Source organism: Paraburkholderia aromaticivorans, from assembly GCF_002278075.1.
Taxonomy (GTDB): Bacteria; Pseudomonadota; Gammaproteobacteria; order Burkholderiales; family Burkholderiaceae; genus Paraburkholderia; species Paraburkholderia aromaticivorans.
Genome location: NZ_CP022989.1, coordinates 1,155,275 through 1,179,922, shown reverse-complemented (window position 1 = coordinate 1,179,922; position 24,648 = coordinate 1,155,275). Strand labels below are relative to the sequence as shown.

The following is a 24,648-nucleotide window of genomic DNA, read 5'->3' as shown; positions in this document are numbered from 1 at the left end:
ATGTCATTGAATCGAAGCGGGTCATGGGTGGCGAATGCACGGCTAGCGCGCGTTGACCACGCTTGTGAGCGCGGCGGCAATGCGCGGCAACGGCAGGATGGCGGCGGCGGCCTCGAGCGCGGCGGCTGCTTTCGGCATGCCGTACACGGCGCTGGTGGCTTCGTCCTGCGCGATCGTGTGATAGCCCTTGGTGCGCATCGCCTTGAGTCCGATCGCGCCGTCGCGGCCCATGCCGGTCAGCAGCACGCCGACGGCGCGCGCCGGCCAGCGGGCCACCACGCTGTGAAAGAACACGTCGACGGAAGGGCGGTAAGGCGTCTCTTCCGGGACGCGCGTGTAGCCGAGTACGTTCGGCAGTTTCAGATGCAGATGATCGTCGGTGGCGGCGAGCAGCACGACGCCCGCTTGCGGCCGGTCGCCTTCGCAGGCGATTCGCACCGGCAGCGCCGATTGCTGGTTCAGCCAGTCCGCCATGCCGGCGGCGAATGCGGCGTCGACGTGCTGCACGATGACGACGGCCGCCGCAAAGTCCTTAGGCAGGCCGGCGAGCAGCGTGGCAAGCGCCGCCGGTCCGCCCGCCGACGCGCCGATCGCCACCAGCGGCGTGTCGCGGTTCGTCGCGCAGGCGGGCGTGGCCGCGGCGGCCGCGCCGGGTGCGTTGCGCTCCTTGACGAGCGCCGCGATACGGTCGATCTTCGCGATCAGTGTGGCGATGCTCTTGTGCGCGTCGGGACCGCTCAGCGACGGCGTATCGACGGCGTCGAGCGCGCCCGCGCCCATCGCTTCATAAACGCGCCATGCGTTCGCGCCCACGTCGACGGTGACGATCAGGATCGCGCAGGGCGCGCGCGCCATGATGCGCCGCGTGGCCTCGATGCCGTCGACATTCGGCATCACCAGATCCATCAGCACGATGTCGGGCCGCTGCGCGGTGCAGAAATCGACCGCCTGCTGGCCGTCCTGCGCGATCCACAGCACCTCGTAGTCACGGCGCGCCGCGAGCGCGCGACGCAGCGCCTCGACGGCAAGCGGCATGTCGTTGACGATTCCGATTTTCATCCGTTTTACCCGTGGGTTTAACCGTAAGCTTCGCCGATCAGATCACGCACCGCATCGAGCAGTGCTTCGTCATGAAAACTGCCTTTCGCCAGATAGTAGTCCGCGCCCGCATCCAGCCCGGCGCGGCGGTCCTCTTCACGATCCTTGTACGACACGATCATCACCGGCAGCGACTGCAACTGCGGATCGCGCTTGATGAGCGTGACGAGTTCGATGCCGTCCATGCGCGGCATGTCGATGTCGGTGATGACGAGGTCGAAGCGTTCGCCGCGTACCGCGTTCCAGCCGTCCATGCCGTCGACGGCGATCGTCACGTCGTAACCGCGCATGGCCAGCAGCTTGCGTTCGAGCTCGCGCACAGTGAGCGAATCGTCGACGACCAGCACGCGGCGCGTGGCGCGCTCAGCCGTATGCGCGACGCCGTGTTGCATGTGCCTGAGATCGCCGCCCGCCACGAGCCGTTCGACGGAACGCAGCCAGTCGTCGACATCGGCGATCAGCACCGGGTCGCCGTTCTCCATCAACGCGCCGGCGGTGATGTTCCTGATCTTGCCCAGGCGCGGATCGAGCGGCTGCACCACCAGCATCCGCTCGCCGAGAAAGCGGTCGACTACCACGCCGTAGGTTTGCGGGCCGTCGCCGATCACGATCATGCTGACGGCGTCGCTTTCATTCGCGGGCGGCGCGGTGTCGAGAATCTGATGCGCGGTGACGACGCCGATGCGCCGGCCGGAAAAGGCGATGTGCTGATGTCCTTCGAGCCATTCGATCTGCGCGCGGCTCACGTGCAGCGTGCGGTTCACGTGCGCGAGCGGCACCGCGTACGGCTCGCCCGCGACTTCGATCAGCAGACTGCGGATTACCGAGAGCGTCAGCGGCAATTGCAATTGCACGCGCGTGCCGAGACCGGCCTCATGCGTGATCCGCACCGTGCCGCGCACGCGTTTGACGACGTCGTGCACCGCGTCGAGTCCGACCCCGCGGCCGGACACGTCGGTCACCTGATCGCGTAACGAGAAGCCCGGCAGCAACAGGAATTCGAGCAGCTCGGCTTCGGACAGACGCGTGACCGTTTCCTCGCTCGCGAGCTTCTTGCGCACGATCGACGCACGCAAGGCGTCGAGATCGATGCCCGCGCCGTCGTCGGACACGGTGATCAGCAGCGCGCCGGCCGTATGCCGCGCGTCGAGCGTGAGCGTGCCTTCTTCCGGCTTGCCGCGTGCGAGACGCACGGCCGGTGCTTCGATGCCGTGGTCGAGCGCGTTGCGCAGCATGTGGCCGAGCGGCGCTTCGAGCAGATCGAGAATGTCGCGGTCCACCTGGGTGGATTCGCCGACCAGCTGCCAGCGCACCTTCTTGCCGAGCGATCGCGCGACGTCGCGCACCATCCGCGCGAGTCCGCCGGTGCCGTCGCCGAACGGGCGCATGCGGCATTGCAGGGCGGCGTCGTAGAGCTGTTGCGACAGATGCGTCGAGCGGCGGTCGAAGCTCTCCAGATCGGCGAGACGCTCGGCCAGCAGATGCTGCGATTCGGCGGTGAGGCGGCGCACTTCTTCGAGCGCGGCCTGGGCGCGCGGATCGAGTTTCAGATCGGCAAGCGTTTCGTGCAGCTGGTCCAGCGCGCGGGTGCTGTCGCGCTGCACGCGTTTGACGCGCAGCATCGATTGCGCGAAGGGTTTCAGCCAGCGCGATTCAACCAGCGATTCGCCGGACAACGACAGCAGGCGGTCGAGGTTGTCGGCGCGCACCCGCAACATGCGGCCGGATTCGGCCGCTACGTTGCTCGTGCCGCTCGCCCCGCTCGTGCTGTTCGATGCGGACGGCCTCGCGGGTGCGGGGCTTGGTGCGTGCTGTTGCGTGGCCTCGGCGCGCAGCGCATCGGCCAGCAGGTTGAAGGCCGCGTCCGGGTCCGGGCTCGCGTCTGCGCTTGCGCTGACAGAAGGCGGGGGCGGGGGCGGGGGCGGTTCGGCGGCGACGTCCGGCACGGGTTCGGACGCCATCGCGGCCGGCGGCGGCGCCTCCCGCCGCATTGCAGCGCCATGTGGCGTGACGTTGGCCATACGCGCCTGCAACGACGCCACGCATGCACCGACTGCGTCGCGCGCCGACTCGTCTTCGTCATTGCCGATGCGCGCGACGATATCCACGCCGCGCAGCAATTCGTCGATCCACGCCGGATCGAGCAACGCACGCCCTTCCTGCGCGGCGACGAAGCAATCCTCCATGGCGTGCGCGAGTTCGACGCCGACCTGCACGCCGACAATGCGCGCGGCCCCCTTCAACGAATGCGCGGCGCGCATGCAGGCTTCGAGCGCGGCGGCATCGCGCGGCGCGCGGTCGAGGGCGAGCAGGCCGTCGTTGAGCACGCGTGCCTGGGTCCGCGCTTCCTCGCGGAACAGATCGATCAGCGACGGGCGGCGTGGCTCGTCCGTCATCCGAGACTCCGGTTCAAGGTGTCGAAGAGCGTGTCGGCGTCGAGCAGGCCAACGCTCATGCCGCGCCATGGCGCGACGGCGCGCGTATGCGCGGCGGCCGCTCGCGAGAGCGTGGCGGGTGGCGCGCAAAAGCTGGCCACCTCGATCCGGTGCACGCCGTCGACCTGGTCGACGGGGAACACCGCGTGTTCTTCCGCGCGCGAAACCACCAGCAAACGCGGCAGATCGTGACGGGCGCGGTCGTCGCGCGCGGCGGCATCGGTTTCGAAACCGAGCAGGTGCGCGAGCGACAGGCACACCAGCAACTCGCCTCGCACGTTCACCACGCCGAGCACCGCGCGATGCTGCCGATGTGGCAACGTGTGAATCGGCCGCGTCTGCACGATGCGCTTGAAGATCGGCGTGGGCAGCGCCAGCCATTCGTCGCCGATACGAAAGACGAGGAACGATTCGCTCGCGCCTTGCACGTCATGCTGCGCTCGTGCCGGCGCGCGAACCTCATGCTGCGAGAGATCCACCTTGGGAATCGGCCGCTCCAGCAGTTTGGCCGCGGCCGTTTCGAATACCGGGCAATTCAGGCAGCGCACATGCTCGACCAGACGCTCGCACGACGAATCGCCGCGCACGCCGATGCGATTCCAGCAATCGTCGAAACTCACCGTATGCGCATCAGCCACGTTGCGCTCCCTGTGCGCGCGCGGCGCGTTGCATCAACAGGCGCGCGCCGTCGCGATCGCCTTCGAGTTCGAGCAAGGTCGCGAGATGCGCAAGCGCTTCCGCGTGCCGAGGATCGAGATACAGTGCCTTGCGATAGTGGCCGCGCGCGAGCTGCGCAGCGCCGTTGGCATCGGCCAGCACGCCGAGCAGGTAGAACGCGTCGGCGAGCGGGGCGTGATGTTCGAGATAGGCGTTGATTGCCGACTCGGCTTGCGCGAGGCGGCCGGCGTCGGCGAGCGCGCGCGCGGCCTGCAAGGTGTCGCGCGCCGCATCGGCCGTCGCGGGGCTTGGCGGCGACAGCGGGTGGTGCACCGGCGAGGCGGATATCGACATCTTGCGCATGCACGGCGCGACGCTGCCACGCGGCGCGAACGGCGTGGCGCCATTGGCCGGCGTGCGCGCAACCCGGACGGGCCACGCGGCTGGCTGCGTGGACGACATGGGCGGCCGCGCAAGGGCCGGCAACTGTGACGGCGCCATCGCGAGCGCCGCGGCGGCGGGAAGCGATGCAGTGTGCCAGCCGCTCGACGGCGTTTCGTCGAGCGCGGCGCGGTGAAATGCGAACGCCAACGGGATTCTGGCGGACTGCATGCCGTAGCGCATCAGCAGCCCGGTCTCCGCAGGCCCGACGAATAGCGTGCCGTTTTCGGCCAGCATGCTATTGAGCGCGTGCAAGGCTTTTTGCTGGGCGTCGCGGTCGAAGTAAATCAGCACGTTGCGGCAGAACACGAAGTCGTAGACGCCAAGCGCCGACGCGTCGAGTTGCATCAGATTGGCGCGCGAGAATCGCACCGCTTCCACGACGCGCGGCGCGAGACGCCAGCCGTCCCCGGTGCGCGTGAAGTGCGCGTCGCGAAACGCAAACGCATTGCCGCGAAACGAATTGCGTCCATAGACCGCGCGCTGCGCGACGGCGAGCGACCGGTCGCTGATATCCATCGCGTCGATGCGCCACTGCGCGGGGTCGATGCCGGCGTCGAGCAGCGTCATCGCGATCGTGTACGGTTCTTCGCCGGTCGAGCAAGGCAGGCTGAGGATGCGCAGCGGCAACGCGGTGCCACGCCCGACGAGGCGCTCATGCGCGAGCCGCGCGAGTGCCTTGAACGCGTCGGCGTCGCGGTAGAACCAGGTCTCCGGCACGACAACGGTTTCGATCAGCGCCTGCACCATCGCCGGCGAACTTTGCGTGGCGTCCCAATAGTCGGTGAGCGTGGCCTCGACGTGACCGTCCGCGTACCAGGCCGCGGCGCGTTGATCGACGGCACGCTCGATCGCGCTATGACCGAGCGACGCCGCGTCGAGCCCCATGGTCCGATGCAGCAGATCGGCAAAGCGCTGATAGAGCGGCGCGTTATCGTGATGCGCGTTCATGCGTGCACCTCGGGAAAGAGGAGCGCTTTCACCTCATCGGGCAGCAGGTGCTCGACGCGGATCCACTGCACGAGCCCGCCCGCTTCGCTCGCGACCGGGCCGAGATAACGCGCGTGCGGCATGTCGAGACCGGCACCCTGAAACGCCGCCGCGTCCAGGCGAATGGTGCGTGTCGCGCCTTCGAGCAGCAGCGCGAGCAGACGCGTGGTGCCGGCGTGCGGATAGCGCACCAGTACTACGCGTGTGGACATGAGTTGCGCGGCGGGACGGCCGAGCGCGAGCGCCGGCAGATCGATCAGCGGCAGCGGCGAGCCTTCGTGATCGAGCACGCCCGCGACCCACGCGGGCGCGCCGGGAATCGTTTTCGGCGGCGAGTGCGGCGTGAGCGGCATCAGACGCTCCACCTGCGTCGCGTCGATCACGTACCGTTCGCTATCGAGCGTGAAGAGGATGAAGAGCATCGGCGTAGGCGGGGCGATGGATGAGCGTGCGAGTGCCGGCTTCGAACTGCGCGGTGGCGCGTCAGGCCGTCACCTTGAAGCGCGACACGCCGGTGCGCAGACTGTTGGCGACGTGCGTCAGATCGTCGATCGCCTGGGTGGACTGGCGCAGCGACTCCGCGGTCTGTTGCGCGGCCTCCGAGAGTTGCGTCAGTGCCTGGGTGATCTGCTCGGCGCCGGTGGCCTGCGTCTGCATGCCTTCGTTCACCATCGAGAAGCGCGGCGCGAGTTGCTGCACCTGCTGGATGATCTCCGTGAGATGGCCGCCGACATTCTGCACGTCGAGCATGCCGCGCCGCACTTCTTCCGAGAACTTGTCCATGCCCATCACGCCCGCGGCCACGGCGGACTGGATCTCCTTGACCATCTGTTCGATGTCGTAGGTCGCCACGGCGGTCTGATCGGCAAGACGGCGGATCTCCGTCGCGACGACCGCGAAACCGCGACCATATTCGCCAGCTTTTTCCGCTTCGATCGCGGCGTTCAGCGAGAGCAGGTTGGTCTGGTCCGCGACCTTGGTGATGGTGGCGACGACCTGATTGATGTTGCTGGCTTTCTCGTTGAGGATGGCGAGCTTCGCGTTGACCGAGCCGGCCGCCTCCATCACGAGGCGCATGGTCTCTTCCATGCGCGCGAGCCCGGCGTGACCGGTGCCCGCGAGCACCGCCGACTGGCCGGCCACTTCCGAGACTTCGTTCATGGTGCGCAGCAGATCGCGCGAGGTCGCGAAGATTTCACGCGACGTGGCGCCGATCTCTGTCGTGGTGGCGGCGGTTTCGTTCGCGGTGGCTTGCTGTTCGCGCGAGGTCGCCGCGATTTCCGTCACCGAGGTGGTGACCTGAACCGCCGACTTCTGCGCCTGGCCGACCAGCGCGGTGAGTTCGTCGGTCATGCGGTTGAAGCCCGCTTCGAGCGCGCCGATTTCGTCGGCGCGATTCAGTTGCAGGCGTTGCGTCAGGTCGCCCGTGCGCATCACGTCGACGACTTGCAGCACTTTGGCCATCGGCATGGTGACGGCGCGCAGCAGCCAGTAACCGGCCAGCACCGCGGCAACGGCGGCGATCAGCAGCATGACGAGCAGCACGATGCGAGTCGTTTCGACCGAACTGCGGATGCTTTCAGCGGCCTGGTCGGCGTAACTCTTATTGTTCTCGACGAGCTTGCGCACGGAGAGCCGGCCGGTTTCCCAGACCGGCGTGAGTTGCATGTTGAAGAGACGCGCGGCGTTGTCTTTCGAAGCCGGCAAGTTGTCCAGCAGCGCTGCCTGGATCGGCACGTACTGCGCGTGTTGCTGGCGGAAATCGTTGAAGAGCTCGCGATCGACGTCGCGGAAAATCGTCACGCTATAGTCGCTGAGGAGCTTCTGGAGCGTTTGCTGGGTTTCCTGCAAACGTGCGGTGTCGCGCTTGACACTCTCGGGGTCGGCGTCGACATAGATGAGGCGCTGTGTGACGCTGTAGTTCTCGAACCATGCTGCGCGCATCGCGGTCGCATAGTAGAGGCCGGGCATCGAGTCCTGCTGCTGGCTCTTGGCATCGCGGTCGATGCCGCCGAGCTGCTGGAAGGTGACGATTGCCATTGCCAGCATCACGATCAGCACGATCCCGAAGCTGCACAGAATCCGTTGCCGGATGGTCCATTGTTTCACGCGAACGCCCCTTACTTTTGGCTTTGTCTCGACCTGGGTCGTCGACATGATCTGTCTTACGACCGACGGTCGGAAAGCTTTACAGTTCGTCAGATTCATCCGACGAGTTATGGGGTGAATTTTACATTGATCGGGCGAATGGCTGGCGAACGAAGGAACGGGGAGGGGGAGGGGGAGCCCGTTCGCGAAGCGCGCCGGCCGGCGCGTTACAGGGGTAATGTCCCGTTACCACTTGCAGCATCTATTTCCATGCGCGCCATCCACAATGGCTTGCATGCCTGAACGGCGGGGAGTCAAACATGAAAAAGATCGCAGTGGCGTTGGTGATGGTGGGAAGTTTGAGCGTAGCGGGGCAGGCGTCGGCGCACGGCAATGGCGGCGACGTGGTGGGTGCGCTGATCGGCGGCGCGGTGCTGGGAGCGGTGGTGAGCTCCGCGCTGAATCCGGCGCCGGTGGTGGCGTACCCGCAGCCCGTGTATGCGCAGCCGGCATATCAGCCCGCGCCGGTCTACGCGCAGGCGCCGCCGGGATACTGCTATGACCAATACCAACGCGCGTATGTGGCGTGCGGTGCGCCGCCGCCTGCGCAATACGGATATCCGCAGCCTCAACCGGGTTGGTAATCGCGCAGCGCGCACGTTGTGCGCGCCACAGACAAAAAGGCCGTCGCCTTACGCGACGGCCTTTTATTTCGTGCGCCGTTCAGTGCCTGTGATGCAGCCACTCGGCATAGTGCGTGTCGAGCCAGCGCTCGCCTTTTTGCGGCCTGGTCTTGCGATGGTAGTGCGACGCGGCCCAGATAGCCACGCCGACCAGCAGCATAACGGTAGGCCCCAGCAAATAAGCCAACAGTGATTCAGACATGGGAGCCTCCGTTTCGGGTTGCGAGCACCCTTCAGTTTAGGCGATCAAACGCGGGAAAAAAATGGACCGCATGATGTGATCGCGATGCGGGCATGGGCGGCGTTGAATCACTCACTTTTGAAACCTAGTGAGAAAACGAATTCTGCATTTTGACCAATGGCTTAGCGCAACCATTGATGATTCCGTGTACCAAAGAAGCGGTTTGACGTGACGAGCGGCGGAACGGGGCCGGGAAGGCCGCGCTGCCCTTTAAGGCGAGGCGATCAACGCTCCGCGGGTGCCGTTGATCTGCTCGTCGACGAAGTCTGCCCACCGTTGCATGACTCGACGCTGATCGGCCGCGCTTTCCGCAATCGCGCCGTGTTCGATCCGCGCGGGCGCTTCCAGCGCATTCGGGTCGGGTGCGTCCGCGTGCTCCATCTCGCGCAAGTGCGCCGCCGCGGTGCGTCGGAAGTCATGCAGGACGAAATGCTCGACGTCGAGGCCAAGCGCCTTGACCGCCTGGTTCAACGTGCTCTTCGCGATCGGCCGATCGTCGCCCCGGACGCTCGGGAATACGAAGTGTTGGCTGGCCTTGGCCTGGTGCAACTCGCGCAGCATGGAAACCGCCTGACGGGAGAGCGGCACGCGCTGATCGCGGTCTTTTTTCAGACGCGCGGCGGGGATCTTCCACAGCGCTTTGTCCAGATCGAACTCGGACCACGTCGATTCGACCAGGTCCGATTTGCGCACCATCGTCAGCACCAGCAGATGCAGCGCCAGTTTCAGGGGCCGGCGGATGCTCGACGCGTCGATCGAGCGGAACATGGCGCCGATTTCGTCGCCCGACAGCACGCGGCTGCGGGTCTCGAAGGTGGCGATGGAGCGCGCCGGAACGACCTCGGCCGGATTGCTGAGCGCGAGTTGCCGGGCGATCAGATACTCATAGAGGCGCTTGATCACATTACGCGTATGCAACGCCATCTTCGGCGACCCACGGCTTTTGATTCTGTCGCAGACCGCGACGATGTCGGCGGCGGTTACCGCTTTGATCGGCATGTGGCCGATGGCGGGCAGGACATCCTTATCCAGCGCCCGCCGCGTGGTACGCCGATATTCCGCCGATTTGCCCGCCATTTCCGTCGCGAGATACAGATCGGCGGCTTCGCGCAGCACGTCGGCTTTGCTTTCCGCACCGCGGTCGCGACGCGCCGTGGCGACCGGCGAAATGCCTTGCGCGACCATCTCCGCATATTTTTGCGCCTTGGCCCGCGCGACCCGCAGCGAGATCATCCGATAGTCGCCGATCGTGGCGAGCGGCTGGCGTTTGCCGTTCAGCGAATAGCGGAAGCGCCAGACCTTGGTGCCGGTCGTCATGACTTCGATGACGAGGCCGTTGCCGTCAGCGACGCAATACCGGGTGGCGCGCGGTTCGAGCGCGCGGATCTGGGCTTCGGTGAGGGGGACGGCTAGACGGGGCATGCTCGGATCGTTGAAACGCGGACAGCGGCGATTTTAAACCTCAGTTGGCTGTGTACCAAAAATTTCGCAGGTTTTGGGTCAACCAACGAGGGTTATACGACCACGATGGCGCGGCGGGAATCGCATGAAGCCCATAAATATAGGCTTTGTGGCGTAGCTCACGATCCGCGTTCACTTGCCGATACAGAACCTACTAAAAATCACTCCGAGCAGATCATCCGAACTGAATTCGCCCGTGATCGAATTCAACTGGTCTTGAGCGAGCCGCAGTTCTTCAGCGAACAGATCAAGCGCCTGCGAGTTCTGATCGGCATGCGCGGCGGCGGTTGCCAGATGCTCTTCGGCGGCGCGCAGTGCAATCAGATGCCGCTCGCGCGCCAGATACACGCTTTCCGCGCCCGCCTGCCAGCCGGCGATCCTCAACAACTCGTCGCGCAACAGCGCCACGCCGTCGCCTTGTTTCGCCGAAAGCCGCACTTCGCTCAGGTCGAGCTCTGCGTCGAGCACTTGTGTGGCGGGCGCGAGACCGGTCAGGTCCGTCTTGTTCAATACGCGCACCACCGGCACGCCGGCCGGAAAGCGTCCGGCTATCACCTCATCTTCGGCCGTCATGCCGGTGCGCGCATCGAGCAGATGCAGCACGACATCCGCGCGCTCGATCTCGCTCCACGTGCGCGCAATACCGATCTTTTCGACTTCGTCCTCGGTATCGCGCAGGCCGGCGGTATCGATCACGTGAAGCGGAATGCCTTCGATCTGAATCGTCTGCGCGACCTTGTCCCGCGTCGTGCCGGCGATCGGCGTGACGATGGCCAACTCCGCGCCCGCCAGCGCGTTGAGCAACGACGATTTGCCGACGTTCGGCTGCCCGGCCAGCACCACCGAAAGGCCTTCGCGCAACAACGCGCCTTGCCGCGCCTCGCTCAGCACGTGCGCCAGGCGCTCACGTATCCGTGCGAGCTTGCCGCGGGCGTCGGCGGCTTCGAGGAAGTCGATCTCCTCCTCGGGAAAGTCGAGTGTCGCTTCGACGAGCATGCGCAGCGTGATCACGTCTTCGACCAGCGCGTGAATGTCGCGCGAAAACGCGCCGTCGAGCGATCGGCCCGCCGAGCGCGCGGCGGCTTCGGTGCTGGCCTCGATCAGATCGGCGACCGCTTCGGCTTGCGCCAGATCGAGCTTGTCGTTGAGGAACGCCCGGCGCGTGAATTCGCCCGGTTCGGCCAGACGCAGACCGAACGCGCGGCCGGCGTCGATGCAACGTTGCAGCACGAGTTGCAATACCACCGGGCCGCCGTGGCCCTGCAGTTCGAGCACGTGTTCGCCGGTGTAGGAATGCGGCGCCGGAAAGTACAGCGCAATGCCACGGTCGAGCGCGCTGCCGTGGGCGTCGAGGAACGGAACGTAGCTGGCGTGACGGGCGGCGAGTGTCTGGCCGGTGAGCGCTTGCATCAGCGGCTGAGCCGCCGCCTCGCCCGCTCGTCCGAACGAAATCCGCACCACGCCGATACCTCCCCGGCCGGGCGCGGTGGCAATGGCGACGATCGGATCGGAATCGGTGGTGAGCATAGAAAACGTGGCAGGAAAAACAGAGAGGAGGGCAGGTTGCCGCCGGTCAACGCGGCGCGAGGCATTGTAACGCGGCAGTGTGTGAAGGCTGACCGGCGGCGCGGCGGGAGCCGCCGCTTTGCTGACTCGGCGCCGAATTTAGATTTATCTCACAAAAGCTAAATTCTGCCGCATTTTTTTGAGAATAACCGAGACTGCACGAGAGGGCTAAGCGCCGATCAGACTGTAAAAAAGAGAAAAAAGCGCGTATTTTTCAAAATCGCGGCGTATCACGGCTGGCGCCGGTCAAAGCTAAAAAGTAGATTAATTCCGTTAGTTGTTAGCCTGATTGGTTGAGAACCCATGACTCGGGCGCTTGCACAATCCGATGCATGACGACCAAACAACTGAAAGCCGCGTTTGCCGAACGATTGAGCCGCTCGATGAAGCGGCGCAATATTTCCAACGGGGCCGAGCTCTGTAGAAGATTCAATCTCCTTCACCCTGGCGCAGAGGTGACGGATCAAGCCATATACAAGTGGCTCGACGGAAAGACGATGCCGCGTCCAGACAACCTGCGGACCTTAGCCAAATTGCTGGAGGTGGATAAGCATTGGCTGGCGTACGGACTGTCGGAGGGTACGAAGGCAAAGCCGCTTGCGCCCGGCGAGAACTATCCGCTTTCGGCCGAGACGATCGAGTGGGTGCCGAAAATGGGCGCGCTGATATTGACAATAAACCTGGAGGACCGCGCAGGGTTCCAGGAGGTGACCGTCCGCGTTGCCAGCCAGAAGGGCGAAGAAAGTTAGCGGGCGGGCTGCTTGGTGCCCACCGGCCTCGTACTGCCGGGTCGTCTCTACCTAAGCTCGGGACGACTGCGCCGCCTGATGGGCTGCCTGATGGTCATTCTTGCCGGCGAGTCAGATTTATCTCATGCAAGCTAGGATTGCTACCGCAGGATTTGCGAAAAAATAGGGCATCGCGAGATCTTGGGTTCTGCGCTGGTCTATCGCACAACGAAAAACAACAAAAAATGACAACTCGGCAGGCGCTTTGTTCGGCGGCGCCTGCAAGCTAAATGTATCTCAAATAAGCTATAAGTAAGCTTGGCTGGTTGTCAACTGGTTGAACGTTGAATTGCACAATCCGGCCCATGCCGACCAACAAAGAAAAAGCCGCCTTCGCCAAACGGCTGAAGGACCTGCTAGAGCCGCTGAAAATTCGCGGCGGGACCAAGCTCGCCCAGCAATTCAACCTTCGCTACCGGGGCGAGCGGGAAGTGACGCCGCAGACCGCTCACAAGTGGTTATCCGGTACGACGATCCCAAAGCCCGATAAGTTGCGCACGTTGGCCGAATGGCTGAACGTCAAGGAGCATTGGCTTCACTATGGGCCGCCACCCGGCACGAACGCGAGGCCGCTGGCGCGCGGAGAGAAATATCCGCCCACGCCCGAGACGATCGAGCTCGCTTCGAAGATCCAGTCGCTGACGCCGAAAGACCGCTTTCTGGTCGAAGAGATGATCGTGCGCTTTTACGGTGAGGATGCGGAAGGAGAGTAACGACAGCATCGCCGATTCGGCGCGTTTGAGCCCGACCATAAAAAATGCCGCCCGGTTCGCACCGGGCGGCATTTTTTTCGCTGCTTCGTTGTCAGCCAGCGTTGGCTTGCATCAGCCTGCTAGCGGGCGTTGCCGCCCGTTTCAGCGGGGATATCAGGCCGCTTTGGTTTTCGCCTGGCCCATCATCCGCGTGATGTAGTACTGCTGGGCGATCGACAACACGTTGTTCACGACGTAGTAGAGCACCAGACCGGCCGGGAAGAAGAAGAACATGACCGAGAATGCGATCGGCATGAACATCATCATCTTGGCTTGAACCGGGTCCGGCGGCGTCGGGTTCAGCTTGGTCTGCAGGAACATCGAAACGGCCATCAGCACCGGCAGGATGAAGAACGGATCCTGTTGCGACAGATCGTGAATCCACAGAATCCACGGCGCGCCGCGCATTTCGACCGACGACAGCAGCACCCAGTACAGCGAGATGAACACCGGAATCTGGATCACGACCGGCAGACAGCCGCCGAACGGATTGACCTTCTCGGTCTTGTACAGCTCCATCAGCGCGGCGTTCATCTTCTGCGGATCGCCCTTGAAGCGTTCGCGCAGTGCTTGCATGCGCGGCGTGATCGCCTTCATGCGTGCCATCGACTTGTAGCTCGCAGCCGACAGCGGGAAGAACACCGCCTTGATCAGCAGCGTGAGCAGCACGATCGACCAGCCCCAGTTGCCGACATAGCTGTGGATCTTCTCGAGCAGCCAGAACAGCGGCTTCGCGATGATCGTCACCCAGCCGTAGTCCTTCACCAGTTCCAGACCCGGCGCGATGCCTTCGAGCATGCGCTCTTCTTCCGGGCCGGCGAACAGGCGCGCGGACACGTCGACGGTTTGGCCCGGGGCGATGGTCGCCACCGGTTCCTTCACGCCCACGCGATACAGCGCCGGATCGATTTTCTCGACGTAGATATCGCGCTTCGCGCCTTGCTGCGGAATCCAGGCCGACGCGAAGTAATGCTGGACCATCGCGATCCAGCCGTTGTCGGCCGAGGTCGCGTAATCCTGCTTGTTCTTGTCGATGTCGCCGAACGTCATCTTCTGGAAGTGATGCTGATCGGTGTAGACAGCCGGTCCGATAAACGTGTGCGAGAAGCGCGGCGTTTCCACCGGCTGATCGTCACGCACCAGTTCCATGTAGACCGACGGGCTCACCGGCGTCGTGCCGACGTTCTGGATCTTCGTGTCGATGCCGATCACGTAGCTGCCACGCGTGAACGTGTAGGTCTTGATGACCTTCACGCCACCCTTCACCGGCGACTCGAAGCTGAGCTGGAACGACTTTGCGTCGCCCGTCAGATCGTGTTGCTGGTTCGGCACCGGCGTGTAGATGTCGTTGTGATTCGGGAAATCGCCGCCGAGCAGGCCCGTGCGCGCCAGATACGTGTGGTTCGCGGTGCGGTCGAACAGCGTGATGACGAGATCCGGTTGCTTGCCGTCGCCTTGCTTGACGAGCGACAGCTTCGACAGCGTGCCGCCGCGGGTGTCGATCTCGCCGCTATAAACGTCGGTGGTGAACTTGATCAGCTGCGATTGCGTGGCCGCCGGCGCGTTGCCCGGCGCGGCTGCGTTCGTGGCCGGCAGATCGGCGGGCTGGGTTCCCGGCGTCGTGGTTCCCGGTGCGGCGCTACCGACGGTCTTGGTCGGCGTGGCGCTCGGGAAGAACATCGACGGGCGTCCGTGGTCGCGTTGCCAGTTGTCGAACAGCATGACCGCTGACATGAAGAAGATGACCCATAGGACGGTGCGTTTGATATCCATGCGTTGTCTCAGTGTCGATGGAACGGCGCGTCAGCGCTTTTCAGAAGTGGGAGGCGGGACGAGATCGATGCCGCCCGCGGAAAACGGGTGGCAGCGGCAAATACGCCTGGCGGCGAGATAAGTCCCGCGCGCGGCGCCATGATACTGGATTGCTTCGCGCGCGTAATCAGAGCAGGAAGGGTAAAAACGGCACCGGTTGCCGAGCATTGGGCTCACGGCAACCTTGTAGAAACGCAATAAAGCGATGAGTACCGTTTGCATGGCTGGTGCGGCCGGACGGCGCCGCGCAACGTGGAGTACCGGGCGACGCCCGCGAAGCGTGGCCGCCGGAGCGGCCTGAACTGCAAAGCGGGCGGTCACTTGAGCGTCATTCCGTCTTGGGCGCTTCCGCGGGCGGCGCCTCGCGACGGGTCACTTCGCGCGCGGCCTTGTCGAGCAGCGCCTCGATTTCACTGCGGCACAGCGCCCTCAACGGCGGCGACGAGGCGCTCGGCAAAGCTTTCTTGTCGAAGCGCGTGTGCAAACGCAGCAGCACATCCCAACCGCCGAATTCCGCGCGACGCAGCCGGAAGGCTTCACGCGCGATGCGACGTACCAGATTACGCGTGGCCGCGCGCGGCGCATACTTCTTGCCGATCACGAGGCCTAAGCGGGCTTCGTTGCCGGTGGGCCGGCCGTACACCACGAAGTGCGCGGTGCGGCGCCACGGGCGCAAACGAAAAACGGATGAAAATTCATCCGTTTTCAGCAGCCTTGCGGCTTTGGGGAAGGCGGCTTGCGCTCGCAACGGAACCGAGCCCTGTTGCTGCGCCTCAGCCGTTCCCGCATCACCGCGGGCTTCACTACCCGGCATAAGCGTCGCGTGCAACGCCTGCCTTAGATGGCGAGGCGCTTGCGGCCCTTCGCGCGACGTGCGTTGATGACCTTGCGGCCACCTGCGGTCTTCATGCGAACGCGAAAGCCGTGGGTGCGCTTGCGACGGGTAACGGAAGGTTGGTAAGTACGTTTCATGTTGCTCTCACTTGATCGAAAAATAACCGCGCGATCATCGCTGAAAGCGCAATGGCCGGAGGTTTGCTGAATTGGTTTTCGCGGAACCCGCTATTTAAACCGGTTTTTCGTTGACCGTCAATAGTTTAGCCTAGTTCGGCCTGGCCCCATGAGGAGCAAGCCTCGTGATCCGTCCCTGTGGATAACTCCCTTGCGGGTCCGTTTTGGCGTTAGAATCTCGCCTTACTTCCCAAAAATCCTGCACGCCGCTCCGGCTCGCTTGCCCCGCAAACCCTTGTGGCACAAGCGCCTGGAGCCATTGCGCCTGGTTAGTCTGGCTGCTCAGGGCCTTGTTGCGCGCGCGCGACAGGGGCAGCGGCAACCGCCGTGCACACCATAACGACAGCAACTCGATGAACGATTTCTGGCAACACTGTTCCGCATTGCTGGAGCGTGAGCTTACGCCCCAGCAGTACGTGACGTGGATCAAACCGTTGGCCCCGGTCGCCTTCGACGCCGCTGCGAACACGCTTAGCATCGCCGCGCCGAACCGTTTCAAGCTCGACTGGGTCAAGAGCCAGTTCTCCGGCCGCATCGCCGATATGGCCCGCGATTTCTGGCACGCCCCGGTCGACGTCCAATTCGTGCTCGACCCGAAAGCCGGCATGCGCGCGCCCGTGGCAGCCCAGCCGGCACCGGCGCGTCCGGCTTCTGCGCCTGCCTCGATGGGCGGTAGCGCCGGCAATGGCGCTGCCGTGGACGCGGCCGTCGGCGCCGTGCAAGCGGCGCAGGCCGCGCGCACCGGCGGTACGAACGGCGCGAACAACGCGATGGCCAACCTCAACGCGAATGCACGCGCCGCAGCCGAGCAAAACGCGAACGCGCGCGCCGCGGCAGAAGATTCCGCCGACCTCGATCTGCCCAGCCTCGACGCGAACGAAGCCGCCGCCGCCCGCCGCACGTGGCGTCCGGGTCAAAGCGCCGGCTCGAACGGCAACGGCGAGACCGACTCGATGTACGAGCGCTCCAAGCTAAACCCGGTTCTGACTTTCGACAACTTCGTGACGGGTAAGGCCAACCAGTTGGCGCGAGCCGCGGCGATTCAGGTCGCGGACAACCCCGGTATTTCGTACAACCCGCTGTTTCTGTATGGTGGCGTCGGTTTGGGCAAGACCCACCTGATCCACGCGATCGGCAACCAGCTCCTGATGGACAAGGCCGGCGCGCGGATTCGCTACATCCATGCGGAGCAGTACGTGTCCGACGTCGTGAAGGCCTACCAACGCAAGGCGTTCGACGATTTCAAGCGCTACTACCACTCGCTCGACCTGCTGCTGATCGACGATATTCAATTTTTCTCAGGCAAGTCGCGCACACAAGAGGAATTCTTCTACGCGTTCGAGGCGCTGGTCGCCAACAAGGCGCAGGTGATCATCACCAGCGACACGTATCCGAAGGAAATTTCGGGTATTGACGACCGTCTGATCTCGCGCTTCGACTCCGGCCTGACCGTGGCGATCGAGCCGCCCGAGCTGGAAATGCGCGTCGCGATTCTGATGCGCAAGGCGCAATCCGAGTTCGTGAGCCTGAATGAGGACGTCGCGTTCTTCGTCGCGAAACACTTGCGTTCGAACGTGCGTGAGCTCGAAGGCGCGCTGCGCAAGATCCTCGCGTATTCGAAGTTCCATGGCCGCGAAATCACGATCGAAGTGACGAAAGAAGCGCTGAAAGACCTGCTGACGGTGCAGAACCGGCAGATTTCGGTGGAAAACATTCAGAAGACCACGGCTGACTTCTACAGCATCAAGGTCGCGGACATGTATTCGAAGAAGCGTCCCGCGAACATCGCGCGGCCGCGGCAGATCGCCATGTATCTGGCGAAGGAGCTGACCCAGAAGAGCTTGCCGGAAATCGGCGAGCTGTTCGGCGGACGCGACCACACCACCGTGTTGCACGCGGTGCGCAAAATTGCCGACGAACGCAGCAAGGACGCCCAACTGAACCACGAACTGCACGTGCTGGAGCAGACGCTGAAAGGCTGAGCGGGCTGTCTGGAAAAATCGACCTGTTTATTTCCGAAGTCGCCCCCATTTTAGTGAGGCGCTTCCGTTTTCAGGCACAATACAGGTTTAACCGCCCGGCGGCCGCGGGCGGATTTCACGCCGTGACAGGCGCTGCGTGGCGCCGGCGGGGAGCCACGGCTGCGCGCGGGAACGCTGTCCTGGCAAGGCGCGCAGGCCGTTATATCAACGAAGGAACTCTATGCAACTGGTCAAGACCGAACGCGATAACCTCCTCAGGCCGCTGCAAACCGTGAGCGGCATCGTCGAACGCCGCCATACGTTGCCGATCCTCGCCAATTTGCTGATTACCAAGAACGGCCCGGACGTGTCGTTCCTGTCGACCGACCTCGAATTGCAGATCACCACGCGTGCGGATTTCGGCGTGGGCGGCGATTCGGTGGCGACCACGGTGGCAGCGAGAAAGCTCCTCGACATTCTGCGCGCCATGCCCGACGGGCAGGTCACGCTCACGCTGAACGACAAGCGTCTGACCGTGCAATCCGGCAAGAGCCGCTTTGCGCTGCAAACGCTCGCCGCAGACGAATTCCCGACGGTCGCGCAAGCTAAAGACTACGGCGCGAACCTCGTGGTTCCCCAGAAGACGTTCCGCCAGTTGCTCGGCATGGTCCATTTTTCGATGGCCCAGCAGGACATCCGCTACTACCTGAACGGCATGCTGCTGGTGGTGGACGGCGACCAGCTGATGGCGGTCGCGACCGACGGCCACCGTCTGGCGTTCTCGTCCATGAAGATCGAAGGCTCGTTCCAGCGCCAGGAAGTGATCATTCCGCGCAAGACGATTCTGGAACTCCAGCGTCTGCTGGAAGACATCGACGACACGCTGAAGATCGACATCGCGCAGACGCAGGTCAAGTTCACGTTCGGCCAGGTCGAACTGGTGTCGAAGCTGGTGGAAGGCAAATTCCCCGACTTCCAGCGCGTGATTCCGAAGTCGCACAAGAATCAGTTCGTGATCGGCCGTGAAGAACTGCAGCGCTCGCTGCAACGCGCCGCGATTCTGACCTCGGACAAATTCAAGGGCGTGCGCTGCATCATCGAGCCGGGCCAGTTGAAGATCATGTCGACCAACGCCGATCAGGAAGAGGCGCAGGAAGAACTGGAAATCGCATACGACGGCGACAGCGTCGATATCGGGTTCAACGTCACGTATCTGCTCGACGTGCTCGCGAACCTGAAGGTCGACACGTTGCAAGTGAGCCTGGGCGACGCCAGCTCCAGCGCGTTGATCACGATTCCCGAGAACGACGAATTCAAATACGTCGTCATGCCGATGCGCATCTAACGCGTCCAACACCAAAGAACACACCAAGGGGCGCAGCGCCCCTTTGGCGTTTTTATGGTGATTTGAAAAGTCCCGAGCAGCAACCTTGCAGCAACGCAGAACCGGAAAAAATCCATGACTGAAACGAACAATTCGCAACCCGACAACAGCTACGGCGCATCCTCGATTCAGATCCTCGAAGGTCTGGAGGCGGTGCGCAAGCGGCCCGGGATGTACATCGGGGATACATCGGACGGGACCGGTCTGCATCACCTCGTATTCGAAGTGCTGGACAACTCCATCGACGAAGCGTTGGCGGGGCATTGCAACGACATCCAGGTGATCATTCACGCGGACAACTCCATTTCCATCACCGACAACGGCCGCGGCGTGCCGACCGGTCTGAAGATGGACGACAAGCACGATCCGAAGCGCAGCGCCGCTGAAATCGTGATGACCGAGTTGCACGCCGGCGGCAAGTTCGACCAGAACAGCTACAAGGTGTCCGGCGGCCTGCACGGCGTGGGCGTGTCGTGCGTGAACGCATTGTCCGCGTGGCTGCGTTTGACCATTCGCCGCGACGGCAAGAAGCACTTCATGGAATTCCACCGTGGCGTGCCGCAGAACCGCATTATCGAAGAGATCGACGGCGTGGCTGTTTCGCCGATTCAAGTCACCGGCGAGACCGAGAACCGCGGCACCGAAGTGCACTTCCTCGCCGACGAGACGATTTTCGGCAACATCGAATATCACTACGACATTCTGGCCAAGCGGATTCGCGAACTGTCGTTCCTGAATAACGGCGTGCGAATCAAGCTGACCGATCAGCGCACCGGCAAGGAAGAAGATTTCGCGTTCGTGGGCGGCGTGAAGGGCTTTGTCGAGTACATCAACAAGAACAAGTCCGTGCTGCACCCGAACATCTTCCACATCAGCGGCGAGAAAGACGGCGTGGGCGTGGAAGTGGCGATGCAGTGGAACGACAGCTACAACGAAAACGTGCTGTGCTTCACGAACAACATTCCGCAGCGTGATGGCGGGACGCACTTGACCGGTTTGCGTGCGGCGATGACGCGCGTGTTGAACAAGTACATCAACGATCACGAAGTCGCGAAGAAGGCGAAGGTTGAGACGTCTGGTGACGATATGCGTGAAGGGTTGTCGTGCGTGTTGTCGGTGAAGGTGCCTGAGCCGAAGTTCAGCGCGCAGACGAAGGACAAGCTGGTGTCGTCGGAAGTGCGCGCGCCGGTGGAGGATGTGGTCGCGAAGGCGCTCGAAGAGTTTCTGCTCGAGACGCCGAATGACGCGAAGATTATTTGCAGCAAGATTGTCGATGCCGCGCGCGCGCGGGATGCGGCCCGGAAGGCGCGTGAGATGACGCGTCGCAAGGGTGTGCTCGACGGCGTGGGTCTGCCTGGGAAGCTGGCGGATTGCCAGGAGAAGGATCCGGCGAAGTCCGAGATTTATATCGTCGAGGGTGACTCGGCAGGCGGGTCGGCGAAGCAGGGTCGGGATCGGAAGTTTCAGGCGATTTTGCCGCTGCGCGGCAAGGTGCTGAATGTGGAGAAGGCAAGGTATGACAAGCTGCTTTCTTCGGAGCAGATTGTTACGTTGATTACGGCGCTTGGTTGCGGGATTGGTAAGGAAGACTACAACCTCGATAAGCTGCGTTATCACCGCATCATCATCATGACCGATGCTGACGTTGACGGTGCGCACATTCGGACGCTGTTGTTGACGTTCTTCTATCGGCAAATGCCGGAGATGATCGAGCGCGGGTATATCTATATCGCGCAGCCGCCGCTGTTCAAGATAAAGGCTGGGAAGGATGAGCGGTATTTGAAGGATGAGGCTGAGGTTAATGCTCACATTCTGAAGCTGGCGCTGCAGGGGTCGGAGTTGTTGGCTTCGGAAGGGGCTACGCCGATTACCGGCGATGCGTTGGGGGAGTTGGCTCGGGCTTATTTGCTGGCGCAGGCTGTTGTTAACCGGTTGAGCCGGTTGTATGACGCTGGGGCGCTTGAGGCTGTGATGGATGGGATCGTTATTGACCTGTCTAGCGAGGAAGCGGCTGATGCGTCGGCTAAGGCTCTGGAAGCGAAGTTAAGGGATGATCCGTTGAAGCCTGAGGTTAAGGTTACGACGATGTATGACCCTGTGCGTGAATTGCGCTCGTTGCGGGTTGCGAGGACGCATCACGGGAATCAGAAGATTTCTGTGTTGGATCAGGATTTTCAGCTCACCGCTGATTACCAGCAGCTGATCAATACCGCTAATACGTTTAAGGGGTTGATTGGTACAGGCGCTGTCATTAAACGTGGCGAGCGGAGTATGGCTGTTACTGACTTTAAGTCGGCTATGAAGTGGTTGTTGGCTGATGCTGAGCGGAATATTTCGAAGCAGCGCTATAAGGGGCTCGGTGAGATGAATCCTGGGCAGCTTTGGGAGACTACGATGGATCCGACGGTGCGTCGTCTTCTTCGGGTGCAGATTGAGGATGCTATTGCTGCCGACGGCATTTTCACTACGCTCATGGGGGATGATGTGGAGCCGCGTCGGGCTTTCATTGAGTCGAATGCGTTGCGGGCGGGGAATATTGATGTTTGACGGCCGTCGCTAAGACAGTTGAATGAGTTAAGAATATAAGACCCTTAAGTTGAGAAACTTATGGGTCTTTTTCAATGGATCGGACTCTCGACAGTCCCGCTGAAACAGTAGTATTCACGAAGAGACAAATTTGTCTGACCTCGGATTGTTACATGAACCGGGGGCTCCGAGTTTTGGATAGGCACATAGATGGCAAAAGAAAAGAAAGATATTGCTGCAATATTTCGCTACATGGGGCCTGCGTTAGACGCGCTTAGGACTCTCGGTGGGTCCGGCACCCCAGACGAAGTCGTGGAGCGTATTGCGCAAGACCTCGATCTTTCAGATGAGGCACAGAATGAGGTCTTACCGTCAGGAGAAGGACGTTTCCGGAACCGTGTGCGATGGGCACGGCTCTACCTTGTGCGCGAAGGGCTAGTCGACTCGTCCCGACGGGGAGTCTGGGCGCTCACCGACGCCGGACGTCACACGACTCTTTCGATTGAACAGGCACGCGGCGTAGCTACAAAGTGGAACCGTATTTTTGGAGAAGAGCGGCGAGCGAGAGCGGGCAGCACAGAGCTTATATCGGCCGAAATTTCAGATCCCGCGGGTGCAGCCACAAGTGACTATCGATACGAACTCATTCAAATACTGAAAAATCTACCCGCATCGGGATTTGAGCGGTTGTCTCAGCGACTTCTTCGCGAAGCTGGCTTCGTACAAGTTGTCGTGACTGGGAGCAGTGGTGACGGAGGCATAGACGGGTATGGCACGCTGCAAGTCAACCCACTTGTTTCGTTCAAAGTTCTGTTCCAATGCAAACGCTACGCGAAGTCGGTGTCGCCGTCACAAGTTCGTGATTTTCGAGGAGCAATGTCGGGTCGAACCGACAAAGGCATCATCATCACGACCGGCACATTTACGGCGGAATCGCGTCGCGAGGCCGGCCGTGACGGCGTCCCACCAATCGAACTGATTGATGGCGAAAAGCTTGTCGACATGCTGGAACACTTAGAACTAGGATTGAAGCCAGTACGAACCTTTGCCGTCGATGCGCAATTTTTTGATGAATTCAGGAGCTAGTGCAGCGTTCAGCCGCTGGCCTTCTAGAAGGCGCGTGGTTTCCGGGGGACCGACTGCAGTGGGCCTGTCAGGAATTTCGTGTTTAAGGCATAACATGCTCTCAAGGAGAATTTATGCCTCGCAAACCGAAAGCCCAACCGGTAGACCTGCCGGCGATTCCCGCCGAGCTGCTTGAGCAGTTCGGCAACGGTCCGATGACGGCTGAAGCCATCAATGCTGCGACGATGGCACTCAAGAAAGCGCTGATCGAGCGTGCACTGGGGGGCGAGATGAATCACCATCTCGGTTATCCGTCGGGCGCCGCCAAACCGGCCACGGTCACCAACCAGCGCAACGGTCGTGGCGCCAAGACAGTGCTGACCGAAGACGGTCCAATGCGTATCGAAGTGCCGCGCGACCGCGATGGCAGCTTCGAACCGCTGCTGATTCCCAAACACGAACGTCGCTTCACGGGCTTCGACGACAAGATCGTCGCCATGTATGCCCGGGGCATGACAGTGCGCGAGATCCAGGGCTTCCTGCTTGAGCAGTACGGCACCGAGGTTTCGCCCGACTTCATCAGTTCCGTGACCGATGAGGTGATGGCCGAGGTCACTGCCTGGCAGGGCCGGCCGCTCGAGCCGATGTATCCGGTCGTGTTCTTCGATGCGCTGCGGGTCAAGATCCGTGAAGATGCCGTTGTTCGCAACAAGGCCGTCTATCTGGCGTTGGGCGTGCTGCCCGATGGATCGCGCCACATCCTCGGCCTGTGGATCGAAAACACAGAAGGCGCCAAGTTCTGGATGAAAGTGTTCAACGATCTGAAAACACGCGGCGTCCACGATGTCCTGATCGCGGTGACCGACGGCCTCAAAGGCATGCCTGAGGCCTTGGCCGCGGTGTTCCCGGCGACCACGCTGCAAACCTGCATCGTCCACCTGATCCGGAACAGCCTCGATTACGCGAGCTGGAAGGACCGTAAGGGATTGGCTACCGCAATCAAACCGATCTACACGGCACCCAGCGCGGAGGCGGCTCAGGCCGAACTGGAGGCGTTTGCTGAAGGACCCTGGGGCCAGAAATTCCCGCCCGTCAGTAACGCCTGGCGCAATGCCTGGGATCGCGTGATTCCGTTCTTTGCGTTTCCGCCAGACATCCGCAAGGTTATATACACTACGAATGCCATTGAGAATATCAACTCGCAACTGCGCAAGATCATCAAGACGCGAGGGCACTTCCCGACCGATGATGCAGCGACGAAACTCATCTGGCTGGCGCTGCGCAACATCACCGCCGATTGGGGACGCGCAGCCAAAGATTGGAAAGCGGCCATGAACCAATTCGCTATCCTCTACGCGGATCGATTCGTTCGCCCGTCCGTGTGATTCTCAACCCGCCTTGAACACGGAAATTCTGACACCCCCACTGCAGTCATCAACGATGCCGCACTCAGGCGATACATGGCCGAACTATAAGCGCGCCACCAATGCGCACATCACCATCCCACCCGCCCACCGTCCACGCCAACCCACCGTCCCAATCACTCCCCCAAACCACCAACTTATCCACATCCCCCTCTGGACAACTTTTGTAAAACCCACCTGACACGTTGTGGGCGAAACCTTGATAAAAACGCGCCATCGCCAGGCCGCACAAAAGTTTTCCCTGGCTCCGCGTTTCTGTCCGCCC

The 24,648-nt window shown here is 62.3% G+C and carries 21 protein-coding genes; 8 read left to right on the top strand and 13 right to left on the bottom strand.

Features of this window, described 5'->3' with window-relative positions; translation table 11 throughout:
- Window positions 1–42: 42 nt before the first annotated feature.
- From cheB to CJU94_RS05295, 6 genes are all read right to left on the bottom strand, one after another.
- The gene (gene cheB, locus CJU94_RS05320) at window positions 43–1,059 is read right to left on the bottom strand and encodes a chemotaxis response regulator protein-glutamate methylesterase (protein ID WP_095417824.1); all 1,017 of its coding nucleotides are present in this window, start codon (window positions 1,057–1,059) and stop codon (window positions 43–45) included.
- 17 nt (window positions 1,060–1,076) lie between these two features.
- The gene (locus CJU94_RS05315; RefSeq protein WP_095417823.1) at window positions 1,077–3,494 is read right to left on the bottom strand and encodes a hybrid sensor histidine kinase/response regulator; all 2,418 of its coding nucleotides are present in this window, start codon (window positions 3,492–3,494) and stop codon (window positions 1,077–1,079) included.
- On the bottom strand, window positions 3,491–4,171 hold the full coding sequence (locus CJU94_RS05310; RefSeq protein ID WP_095417822.1) for a chemotaxis protein CheW: 681 nt from the start codon (window positions 4,169–4,171) through the stop codon (window positions 3,491–3,493). Before CJU94_RS05310 ends, CJU94_RS05315 begins: the two co-directional genes overlap by 4 nt.
- Window positions 4,164–5,582 (bottom strand): CheR family methyltransferase, encoded by a 1,419-nt coding sequence (locus tag CJU94_RS05305; protein WP_095417821.1) that lies wholly within the window; start codon window positions 5,580–5,582, stop codon window positions 4,164–4,166. Before CJU94_RS05305 ends, CJU94_RS05310 begins: the two co-directional genes overlap by 8 nt.
- The gene (locus CJU94_RS05300; RefSeq protein ID WP_095417820.1) at window positions 5,579–6,043 is read right to left on the bottom strand and encodes a chemotaxis protein CheW; all 465 of its coding nucleotides are present in this window, start codon (window positions 6,041–6,043) and stop codon (window positions 5,579–5,581) included. The genes CJU94_RS05305 and CJU94_RS05300 overlap by 4 nt, the downstream gene beginning before the upstream one ends.
- A 61-nt stretch (window positions 6,044–6,104) precedes the next feature.
- Window positions 6,105–7,778: a methyl-accepting chemotaxis protein gene (locus CJU94_RS05295; RefSeq protein ID WP_244220921.1), complete on the bottom strand. Its 1,674-nt coding sequence runs from the start codon at window positions 7,776–7,778 to the stop codon at window positions 6,105–6,107.
- A 251-nt stretch (window positions 7,779–8,029) separates the two neighbouring features.
- On the opposite strand from CJU94_RS05295, the gene CJU94_RS05290 reads away from it, so the two are divergent.
- Window positions 8,030–8,353, top strand: a complete 324-nt coding sequence (locus CJU94_RS05290; protein WP_095417818.1) for an ecotin precursor — start codon at window positions 8,030–8,032, stop codon at window positions 8,351–8,353.
- 79 nt (window positions 8,354–8,432) lie between these two features.
- Here CJU94_RS05290 and CJU94_RS41350 read toward each other — a convergent pair whose 3' ends face one another.
- From CJU94_RS41350 to mnmE, 3 genes are all read right to left on the bottom strand, one after another.
- The gene (locus CJU94_RS41350; protein WP_167397517.1) at window positions 8,433–8,594 is read right to left on the bottom strand and encodes a hypothetical protein; all 162 of its coding nucleotides are present in this window, start codon (window positions 8,592–8,594) and stop codon (window positions 8,433–8,435) included.
- A 249-nt stretch (window positions 8,595–8,843) separates the two neighbouring features.
- A complete protein-coding gene (locus CJU94_RS05285; protein WP_095417817.1) occupies window positions 8,844–10,055 on the bottom strand; it encodes a tyrosine-type recombinase/integrase in 1,212 nt (403 codons plus the stop codon).
- Between the two features lie 171 nt (window positions 10,056–10,226).
- Window positions 10,227–11,621, bottom strand: coding sequence for a tRNA uridine-5-carboxymethylaminomethyl(34) synthesis GTPase MnmE (gene mnmE / locus CJU94_RS05280; protein ID WP_095417816.1), 1,395 nt, complete (start codon window positions 11,619–11,621; stop codon window positions 10,227–10,229).
- A gap of 371 nt (window positions 11,622–11,992) precedes the next feature.
- Here mnmE and CJU94_RS05275 point away from each other — a divergent pair, with 371 nt between their 5' ends.
- Both CJU94_RS05275 and CJU94_RS05270 read left to right on the top strand, forming a co-directional pair.
- Window positions 11,993–12,409, top strand: a complete 417-nt coding sequence (locus CJU94_RS05275; RefSeq protein ID WP_095417815.1) for a transcriptional regulator — start codon at window positions 11,993–11,995, stop codon at window positions 12,407–12,409.
- Between the two features lie 344 nt (window positions 12,410–12,753).
- Window positions 12,754–13,161 carry a transcriptional regulator gene (locus tag CJU94_RS05270; RefSeq protein WP_095417814.1) on the top strand — a complete coding sequence of 136 codons (408 nt, stop codon included), beginning with the start codon at window positions 12,754–12,756 and terminating at the stop codon, window positions 13,159–13,161.
- A gap of 153 nt (window positions 13,162–13,314) precedes the next feature.
- Here CJU94_RS05270 and yidC read toward each other — a convergent pair whose 3' ends face one another.
- From yidC to rpmH, 4 genes are all read right to left on the bottom strand, one after another.
- Window positions 13,315–14,973 carry a membrane protein insertase YidC gene (gene yidC / locus CJU94_RS05265; RefSeq protein WP_095417813.1) on the bottom strand — a complete coding sequence of 553 codons (1,659 nt, stop codon included), beginning with the start codon at window positions 14,971–14,973 and terminating at the stop codon, window positions 13,315–13,317.
- A 30-nt stretch (window positions 14,974–15,003) separates the two neighbouring features.
- Window positions 15,004–15,234: a membrane protein insertion efficiency factor YidD gene (yidD, locus tag CJU94_RS05260; RefSeq protein ID WP_007180115.1), complete on the bottom strand. Its 231-nt coding sequence runs from the start codon at window positions 15,232–15,234 to the stop codon at window positions 15,004–15,006.
- Window positions 15,235–15,340: 106 nt separating this feature from the next.
- Entirely contained in the window at window positions 15,341–15,826 is a 486-nt protein-coding gene (locus CJU94_RS05255) for a ribonuclease P protein component (RefSeq protein WP_095417812.1), read from the bottom strand.
- Window positions 15,827–15,849: 23 nt separating this feature from the next.
- On the bottom strand, window positions 15,850–15,984 hold the full coding sequence (rpmH, locus tag CJU94_RS05250; protein WP_004198824.1) for a 50S ribosomal protein L34: 135 nt from the start codon (window positions 15,982–15,984) through the stop codon (window positions 15,850–15,852).
- Window positions 15,985–16,376: 392 nt separating this feature from the next.
- Here rpmH and dnaA point away from each other — a divergent pair, with 392 nt between their 5' ends.
- The 5 genes from dnaA to CJU94_RS05225 all read left to right on the top strand — a co-directional run bounded on the left by dnaA (window position 16,377) and on the right by CJU94_RS05225 (window position 24,344).
- Window positions 16,377–18,005, top strand: coding sequence for a chromosomal replication initiator protein DnaA (dnaA, locus tag CJU94_RS05245; RefSeq protein WP_244220920.1), 1,629 nt, complete (start codon window positions 16,377–16,379; stop codon window positions 18,003–18,005).
- A gap of 220 nt (window positions 18,006–18,225) precedes the next feature.
- Window positions 18,226–19,329: a DNA polymerase III subunit beta gene (dnaN, locus tag CJU94_RS05240; protein WP_007180118.1), complete on the top strand. Its 1,104-nt coding sequence runs from the start codon at window positions 18,226–18,228 to the stop codon at window positions 19,327–19,329.
- A 114-nt stretch (window positions 19,330–19,443) separates the two neighbouring features.
- Window positions 19,444–21,915, top strand: coding sequence for a DNA topoisomerase (ATP-hydrolyzing) subunit B (gyrB, locus tag CJU94_RS05235; RefSeq protein ID WP_095417810.1), 2,472 nt, complete (start codon window positions 19,444–19,446; stop codon window positions 21,913–21,915).
- A 189-nt stretch (window positions 21,916–22,104) separates the two neighbouring features.
- A complete protein-coding gene (locus tag CJU94_RS05230) occupies window positions 22,105–22,980 on the top strand; it encodes a restriction endonuclease (RefSeq protein ID WP_095417809.1) in 876 nt (291 codons plus the stop codon).
- Between the two features lie 113 nt (window positions 22,981–23,093).
- Window positions 23,094–24,344, top strand: a complete 1,251-nt coding sequence (locus CJU94_RS05225) for an IS256 family transposase (protein ID WP_095417808.1) — start codon at window positions 23,094–23,096, stop codon at window positions 24,342–24,344.
- Window positions 24,345–24,648: the final 304 nt, after the last annotated feature.

Coding starts and splice junctions, on each gene's coding strand:
- cheB (WP_095417824.1), bottom strand. CDS start 1,059: ATGAAAATCGGAATCGTCAACGACATGCCGCTTGCCGTCGAGGCGCTG.
- CJU94_RS05315 (WP_095417823.1), bottom strand. CDS start 3,494: ATGACGGACGAGCCACGCCGCCCGTCGCTGATCGATCTGTTCCGCGAG.
- CJU94_RS05305 (WP_095417821.1), bottom strand. CDS start 5,582: ATGAACGCGCATCACGATAACGCGCCGCTCTATCAGCGCTTTGCCGAT.
- CJU94_RS05300 (WP_095417820.1), bottom strand. CDS start 6,043: ATGCTCTTCATCCTCTTCACGCTCGATAGCGAACGGTACGTGATCGAC.
- CJU94_RS05295 (WP_244220921.1), bottom strand. CDS start 7,778: ATGTCGACGACCCAGGTCGAGACAAAGCCAAAAGTAAGGGGCGTTCGC.
- CJU94_RS05290 (WP_095417818.1), top strand. CDS start 8,030: ATGAAAAAGATCGCAGTGGCGTTGGTGATGGTGGGAAGTTTGAGCGTA.
- CJU94_RS41350 (WP_167397517.1), bottom strand. CDS start 8,594: ATGTCTGAATCACTGTTGGCTTATTTGCTGGGGCCTACCGTTATGCTG.
- CJU94_RS05285 (WP_095417817.1), bottom strand. CDS start 10,055: ATGCCCCGTCTAGCCGTCCCCCTCACCGAAGCCCAGATCCGCGCGCTC.
- mnmE (WP_095417816.1), bottom strand. CDS start 11,621: ATGCTCACCACCGATTCCGATCCGATCGTCGCCATTGCCACCGCGCCC.
- CJU94_RS05275 (WP_095417815.1), top strand. CDS start 11,993: ATGACGACCAAACAACTGAAAGCCGCGTTTGCCGAACGATTGAGCCGC.
- CJU94_RS05270 (WP_095417814.1), top strand. CDS start 12,754: ATGCCGACCAACAAAGAAAAAGCCGCCTTCGCCAAACGGCTGAAGGAC.
- yidC (WP_095417813.1), bottom strand. CDS start 14,973: ATGGATATCAAACGCACCGTCCTATGGGTCATCTTCTTCATGTCAGCG.
- yidD (WP_007180115.1), bottom strand. CDS start 15,234: ATGCAAACGGTACTCATCGCTTTATTGCGTTTCTACAAGGTTGCCGTG.
- CJU94_RS05255 (WP_095417812.1), bottom strand. CDS start 15,826: ATGCCGGGTAGTGAAGCCCGCGGTGATGCGGGAACGGCTGAGGCGCAG.
- rpmH (WP_004198824.1), bottom strand. CDS start 15,984: ATGAAACGTACTTACCAACCTTCCGTTACCCGTCGCAAGCGCACCCAC.
- dnaA (WP_244220920.1), top strand. CDS start 16,377: ATGAACGATTTCTGGCAACACTGTTCCGCATTGCTGGAGCGTGAGCTT.
- dnaN (WP_007180118.1), top strand. CDS start 18,226: ATGCAACTGGTCAAGACCGAACGCGATAACCTCCTCAGGCCGCTGCAA.
- gyrB (WP_095417810.1), top strand. CDS start 19,444: ATGACTGAAACGAACAATTCGCAACCCGACAACAGCTACGGCGCATCC.
- CJU94_RS05230 (WP_095417809.1), top strand. CDS start 22,105: ATGGCAAAAGAAAAGAAAGATATTGCTGCAATATTTCGCTACATGGGG.
- CJU94_RS05225 (WP_095417808.1), top strand. CDS start 23,094: ATGCCTCGCAAACCGAAAGCCCAACCGGTAGACCTGCCGGCGATTCCC.